The sequence below is a fragment of the Endozoicomonas sp. genome (assembly GCF_031844845.1).
GTDB lineage: Bacteria > Pseudomonadota > Gammaproteobacteria > Pseudomonadales > Endozoicomonadaceae > Endozoicomonas.
This window is the reverse complement of record NZ_JAVRMB020000098.1, coordinates 1-6518: the sequence shown is the minus strand read 5'-3', so window position 1 is coordinate 6518 and position 6518 is coordinate 1. Positions and strand designations below refer to the sequence as shown.

Annotated in this window: 10 protein-coding genes; 7 read left to right on the top strand and 3 right to left on the bottom strand. The window is 44.1% G+C overall.

What is annotated here, in order from left to right; genetic code table 11:
• The 4 genes from RM811_RS04660 to RM811_RS04645 form a co-directional block, all read left to right on the top strand.
• The coding region (locus RM811_RS04660; protein WP_402521253.1) for a hypothetical protein at window positions 1-492 on the top strand (492 nt) is incomplete at its 5' end.
• The gene (locus tag RM811_RS04655; protein WP_402521252.1) at window positions 489-1475 is read left to right on the top strand and encodes a hypothetical protein; all 987 of its coding nucleotides are present in this window, start codon (window positions 489-491) and stop codon (window positions 1473-1475) included. The genes RM811_RS04660 and RM811_RS04655, both read left to right, overlap by 4 nt.
• Before the next feature lie 1655 nt (window positions 1476-3130).
• Window positions 3131-4078: a site-specific integrase gene (locus RM811_RS04650; protein ID WP_402521250.1), complete on the top strand. Its 948-nt coding sequence runs from the start codon at window positions 3131-3133 to the stop codon at window positions 4076-4078.
• 54 nt (window positions 4079-4132) lie between these two features.
• Complete coding sequence (locus tag RM811_RS04645; RefSeq protein WP_402521247.1) at window positions 4133-4762, top strand: AAA family ATPase; 630 nt, start codon at window positions 4133-4135, stop codon at window positions 4760-4762.
• On the opposite strand, the gene RM811_RS04640 is transcribed toward RM811_RS04645, so the two are convergent.
• The 3 genes from RM811_RS04640 to RM811_RS04630 are packed head-to-tail and all read right to left on the bottom strand — an operon-like array spanning window position 4702 to window position 5141.
• A complete protein-coding gene (locus tag RM811_RS04640; protein ID WP_402521255.1) occupies window positions 4702-4854 on the bottom strand; it encodes a transposase in 153 nt (50 codons plus the stop codon). The genes RM811_RS04645 and RM811_RS04640 overlap by 61 nt on opposite strands.
• 22 nt (window positions 4855-4876) lie before the next feature.
• Window positions 4877-5011, bottom strand: a complete 135-nt coding sequence (locus tag RM811_RS04635; RefSeq protein ID WP_402521245.1) for a transposase — start codon at window positions 5009-5011, stop codon at window positions 4877-4879.
• Between the two features lie 16 nt (window positions 5012-5027).
• Window positions 5028-5141: a transposase gene (locus RM811_RS04630; RefSeq protein WP_402521243.1), complete on the bottom strand. Its 114-nt coding sequence runs from the start codon at window positions 5139-5141 to the stop codon at window positions 5028-5030.
• Between the two features lie 72 nt (window positions 5142-5213).
• On the opposite strand from RM811_RS04630, the gene RM811_RS04625 reads away from it, so the two are divergent.
• The 3 genes from RM811_RS04625 to RM811_RS04615 all read left to right on the top strand — a co-directional run bounded on the left by RM811_RS04625 (window position 5214) and on the right by RM811_RS04615 (window position 6299).
• The gene (locus tag RM811_RS04625; protein ID WP_402521240.1) at window positions 5214-5351 is read left to right on the top strand and encodes a helix-turn-helix domain-containing protein; all 138 of its coding nucleotides are present in this window, start codon (window positions 5214-5216) and stop codon (window positions 5349-5351) included.
• 284 nt (window positions 5352-5635) lie between these two features.
• A complete protein-coding gene (locus RM811_RS04620; RefSeq protein ID WP_402521237.1) occupies window positions 5636-5998 on the top strand; it encodes a hypothetical protein in 363 nt (120 codons plus the stop codon).
• The gene (locus RM811_RS04615; protein ID WP_402521235.1) at window positions 5979-6299 is read left to right on the top strand and encodes a hypothetical protein; all 321 of its coding nucleotides are present in this window, start codon (window positions 5979-5981) and stop codon (window positions 6297-6299) included. Before RM811_RS04620 ends, RM811_RS04615 begins: the two co-directional genes overlap by 20 nt.
• Window positions 6300-6518 lie beyond the last annotated feature (219 nt).

Below are 6518 nucleotides of genomic sequence, written 5' to 3'. Positions count from 1 at the left end.
GAATTAGCACTGGATGCCGCCAAAAAAGTAGGTTCCAAAGTAGCTGATTCAGCCGCTATCGAAGCCATTGAGTGGGCACTTTTGGAAACACTTATCGAAAAAGCCGTTGACAAGATGGACGACGAAGATCGTCAAAAATTTTATACCGAGGTGCAGGATAAAGGCTTCGATGAAGCCTTCACTCTCAAGGATATTCTGAAGCAAGGCAGTGTTATCGGACCTGCTCTTTATGTGGCGCTGGTAGAAGTATCAATGCCCTATATTCTCCGGACTCTGGGTTTAAATGCTGCGGCGGTCTTTATTGGTAGTCGGGCGGCTACTGCGGCAATTCCCGTTATTGGTTGGGGCATTGCCCTTGGCAGTATCCTGCACTCAGTGGCAGGGACTGCCTATAAGGTGACTATCCCATGCACAGCCTATGTGGGTTCCATCAGGGCAAGAATCAAGGCAGATAAGGCCAGGGATAAAATGCAGGGAGATTTCAGCTTGTGATTATTACCAGAGGTATCCCTGATGAGTTGCTATCCCGACTGGGAACAGAACTGATGATCAGCGGAGGAACCATTCGTGTAGCGCCGGGCTTTGACAAGGCTGGCAGTATCGTTAGGCATCTGCGATTTCCGGAAAATGCTCAGGCAGCCAGTCAGGTTATGGAACAGTTAAAGGCAACCGCTGAACAGAACCAGCAGGCTCTGGGGGCTATTGGCAAAACGGTGTCGCAAAATCAGGGATTATTGCAGAACATACAATCCATGCAACACGCCACCATGGTTATGCAGGGAATGAACCTGGCTGTTACCGTGGCCGGTTTTGCTATAGTCATCAACCAGCTCAATAAGATCAGTCGAAAGCTTGATCAGGTCATTCGTCAGCTTGATCAGATGGATATAAAGCTGGATACCCTGTTACTGACTGCTAATGAGATAAAAAGCTATCAGGAATCCGTTCAGTTCAGCAGGTTCACTGCCAACCTTGAAAGCCTGAATGAAGCGCTAAGACTTGAGAAATTGGTGATGGCCGATCAGGCCATTATAACTCTCAGAGAAAGCGAGCATCAGTTCAAATTGCTGTGTGAGCGCCAGTTGCAAGAAGTGAAGGTCGTTTACAAGAACCCGGAACCGTTCCAGATTAACTTTATGGGGGCAATGGGCGCTTCCATGTGTATTGCCAATGCCAGAGCCCAGATGGGGGATTTGAAGGAGGCGGAAAATATCATCGCCAACATTAACGACTGGCAATCCTCAATCAAAACAGCGGTTTTACTGCCACTGGAAAAGAAGAATGCACCCGTTTGGCTTGGCCGGTTGAACGATCAGAAGCAATCTGCAGCTAAAAAAGTAGTTAATACACAGCAAGCGGTTCCGGAAACTCTGCAGTACCTTTCTGATACATATCAGCTCTGTCGCCAGTCGGGACGTGAGTTGAAAAGTCTGTTGGCAGAAGACCAGGACAAGCTACTTGTTATAGAGCCATGATGGTTCTTTTTGCTGAATAGGGATTTACTGTGATGCCGTGGAGTTACTGATGATCAGATAAATTCACTTCTAAAGACGCTTTTCAGTTCAGCCAACAACGAGTGACTCGTGACCCTGCCATCGCTCCTTGCCTGGAACAGGCTGGATAAAAAAGCGAGACTTGGTCGGGAATCCTGTAATAGAGGGTGCCCGGCAGGAAATATTTGAATAAATTCAGGGATCAAGACCTGCCCCCGGTTTTTGTTTTCCCAGTTTTCACGTATTTGTATCTTTCAAGAAGAAAGACCTGACCCCAGATTTGGCTCGGAGTCATGCCCTTCGACGGGCTCAGGACGAACGGGAACCGGGTTAAATAGGGATGTTATTTAATTACAAATCCTTAGTCATGGCTTGCCCGAGGGGTACTGAATCTGACCGCTTTTTACTGCTGTTTTACTTCTCGGGCAAGCCTTATAGATACAATACTTCGGACAGTTTTAGCCCAAGCATTCCGGGGCCTGTGGCTTTATAAGGCATTTAATAGCAACTCTGCGCCGACCCATACTTGCTATTAAATACCAGCTCCTACACGCAGGCCTTGCCCCACGGGCATTACGCTCTTTAAAAACTGTCCACAGTATTGGGACAAGAAAACAGGGGTTAAGTTCCCAAACTACCGTTCAATATTAAGACCAACTACCTTTTTGACGCGAGTACCTACATATATAATGTCAGCACTTCACTTTTCTTCTGCTCAAGCAAAAGCACGATCTAATCCGCCCAGAGCCATTGGGAGATAAGGGATTGTCGGCTTAGCGTACGATTTTTTCCTTTCTATGGCCCTGAATCCGTGACTTCTTAATTAATCCCAAAAAATTGGAAAATCCGGAAACCCTTCTGCCGCAAAGGCTCTGTAATTATTGATCCATAAAAAATGCTGTTTTTTTTGATTATCCAAAAATGCACTCAGTAGGTGCAAAAAAGAAATCACTATTTATAGCCTGTAAGCTTAGTGTGGCAAGAGGTTTAGCGGAATTAATCTGTCATGAAGCTACGGATTCAGGTATGGCGTGACCCCTGATAAGAAGTACGCTTTTGTTGCCAATATTTTTTTGTGTGGAAGTACGTGACCCAGGTTAACGTACTTACGCAGTTTTTGGCTTGAGGCCAAACAGCCTATTGGCAACAATACTGCCAGCTCTGGCAGAGATATTGCCACCCTTCTTCTAACCCATACTTCCACAGGCGTAAGCGTGGAAGTATGGGGTTGTGGTCTTTGAGAGCCTTTTGAGCGTATAGCGAAAAAGGGTTGAAAAGATCAGAGACCGAGCATAGCGAGTGTCGGCTCTGTTCCGAATAAATGTTGGTAGCTTCCTGAAATCCGCGCCATCCCAGGCGTAGCGAGGTTCTCAAAGAATGGACTGATATATTGATATCACTGCCCTGGAGGGCAGCGCCAACACATAACCAGAACAGAGCCGCGAGTGTCGATGAAACAACCACTGAGCCAGAGGAATTATGGAATTCTAATTTTCAGAAAAAGCGAAGGCTTTTTCTGAAAATTAGGATGGAATAATTTCGTCGGCTCATTCTTTTGCTAGCCAAACATAAGTACGTCGATTATATTTCTGATTTTTTTGTTTCCATGTTATTATTTTCGTAATAATGGAAATAAAGTGGAAACAAAAACAAAGCAGGAATATATCTCTCTTGCCAACCATTTTATCAAAACCAAGTTTGATGATGCCTCGCAAGTTACCCCTCAGAAATTAATTGATGCCCTTATTGATTGCCGATATGACTATCGACCTGCGTATTGGCGGCGTTTACGCCGAGCACTGACTATTCAACAGGAAGATTTAGGATATAAAAAATCTTCTGAGAAAATATCAAAAACAAAAAATCCAGCAACCAAAAAAGGTTCTGATAAATCACTTATCAAACCTAAGCAAAAACGGGTAAAAAAAATAAAGCCTGATGATGAGAAGATAATTATTGGGCATTTAAAATCCATTCATGACGAACATTCTTTAGCTGCTCTTTACCTGACTAAATACATGGGTGTTCGACCTGCCGAAATGTCGGCTATTCGAGTATCGGGTAACAAAGTTTTCATTAATGGAGCAAAGATATCTCATGGTGGGAAAAGAGGTCTTGATAGAGAGCTTCTGATAAATGACAAACAAGTTAGAAGCCTTTTAGAATGGGCTGCAAAACAGCTTTCCGGTAAAACTGAAAGGCAGATTGAGAATATCCAAGAAAGGGTTTCGAGGGCTTCAAAAAGATGCTTCCCGAAGAGAAAAATTCATTACTCGTTGTACTCGTGGAGACATCAATTCGGTTCAAACCTGAAGGCGAGCAATCTGGATCGGATTGAAGCTGCTCAGATCATGGGGCATCAGTCCACCAAAAGCTTAAATTCCTACGGAAACAGACGTACCTCAAACGGTGGCTTATACGTCGAGGCTTTCAGGGTAAAAGCCGACTTGATACGTGAAAAACACACTGAAATCGAGGACATTAAGCCACTCAAGCCAGATCCACTGGAAAAGCTGGCTAATAAGCTTGGAAAGACATCTGCCAATAGGGGTTTTGGTTATAACAATAACGGATACAATACTTAAAATTAATTGACTGTATGTATTGTAAGTAATACAATACATACAATAGAGTACAAAATGAGCGATTTTATATTAAATACAAAGGGGGAATTGGATCTCCAAACCGCCTTTGAACGACCAGCAGATGATTTGGATTTTGTTATTGGTGGGATCTTAGGGATTTTGGCCGGTACGGTTGGCAGTTTGATAGCTGCGGGCAGTACGGGAAAGGGCTTTTTGTCGTTTGGTTTGCTGGCAGACCTTGCAACGGGAAGAGATCTGCTGGGTCTGGGTATTGAAGAATGCGACCAGAAAACGGCTTACCTGACATTTGAAGATCCTGTTCAAATTTTACACCAGAGAATGCATTCCTTAGGTGAACATTTTAGTCCAGATGATCGTAGAAAAATGGCTGAGAGAATGCATATTGAGTCTCAATTAGGCAATATTTGTCACCTTGTCACTCCAGATGGTTATCATAACCAGAAGCTTGTAGATCAGATGTGCCGTGCCTTTGAAGGGAATCGGTTTGTTATGATTGACACCCTCCGTCGAATTCATGCTGGCGATGAAAACAACGGAAGTCACATGTCGTTACTAATCGCCTGTTTTGAGCAGATAGCCCAAAAGACAGGGTGCTGCTTATTCTATCGCCCGGAAAGAGTTTTAGAGATTTTAACGGATTTATCTGAAGGTGGCGTTCTTTGACCTTCGATATATCTTTTAATCGTGTCCATGCTTGCCCCACCTACAGATACACAACAATAGCCAGGACTCCAAAAGTGCTTACCCCAAAGCATAGTTTTTATTTGATCCCAACATTCACGCCGAAGCATAGTAAGAGGACTTTCCCTTCAGTTTTCCAACTAAATTGGATACCGCTAGTTTTGGATGCACAGAAACCATTATATGAACATGGTCATGTTCTCCTCCAAATTCCAGCAATTCACAATCCATTTGCTGACAAGTTTCATTAGAGTCTATCCAGCATTTCTTTAGTAAATACATTTCTTCGGTATTTAGTTGTAAATACTAGATGAATATTATTCTTAAAAATACCTGATCTGCCTGATAGCCACTCGCACATAGAAACCTAATGCTTGACTGATTATTTCGATAATACTAACATCAAACAAGGAAAATAACAGGCAAAAACAAAATGCTCCAGGGTATCCGACTCAAGGCCAATCCAACAGACAGACAAAAGCTGGCTCTGTCTCAATGGATGGGCTGTGCTCGGTTTATCTGGAATGGAAAGTGTGACGAAGACCAAGCCGTTAATCTAATATGCGCGTAGACGTCCGTGTTAAAATATCATCAGGCAGGTACTGTCGTGTAGATGCAATCTATTGTTTATCAACGATAATTTTAGTGGATTTCAGAGCGGCCAGGCAGATAGGGTCTAAATCGTTAAAATTCTAAGCGTACAAAATCTCCATTTTTTTACTAAAATCGACCGATTTACTGTTTTTTTGTACGCCCAAACTCCGGTCTTTTAATTATTTCGGCCGCGTCGCATTTGATTGGCAGGTGTTGTTTTGGGTTTGTTGGCAAAGTTGGGCCATATTATTTTGTGGTAAAATGTCTGGAACCAACAAAACGGAATTTGTAATATCGCTATTCAACAAGAAAGATCTGCCTACACTCCATAAGAAATTCAAGAGCATTTACGGCAAGAAAAACGATTCAATCCTCAACAAATGTCGGTCATTTTTAGGCTCGACCAAGGCACTTATTAGCAGTGGGGTTGGCATGTCTGCGGCCGGTTTGGGGATGGTGGGCGCTATAACAGCTACCGGCCTTGCGGCACCGGCAGTCGGCGCGATTGTTCTGGGGTCAATGGTGGTAGGGGGTGTGTCTGCAGCCGGGATTGCCTTTCAACAAATGAAGGACAGGGAATGCGAGGTGGGGCTGGCTACAGGAAGTGAAGCGCGCGGCTGCTGAGGCGAAAGACCAGATGCCCATGTCAGAGCGCTACCAGTTCGCTGCCGCTTTTAAGGCCCAGAACGAGGGGGACGCATTCTCTATCCAGTGGGAGCAGGTCGCCAATGACATGGGAATTAATAAGGACGTTTCAGTAAAGGACCTTAATATCCTGGCGTCGCAACACAGGGTTTCAGAACAATCAGGCGGCGGTTTTGACTATACTGCTGGCGGCGCCAGCCCAGCCGGCCCTGATGCGCCATCAGTGGCAAAGCCAGAGCCTACCTCAAGTACCAACACTAACGAGCACTCCCTAAGCTGACCTGAACCAGGTTTGAAGGCTGTCGGATGTTGTTGAATACGCTCACGTTTCTGACCAAAAACAACATCCGTCTTGTATTTATTTTCCTGTCTATGCCCAGGTGAAAATTTCTTGCCTAATTTATATTAGGCATAATGAAAACCATTTAATTGTGAAAAACCCTTATATTTTCGGTGTGCGGGGCTATTTTTAATTGTGATGCGCACATATTAGATTAAC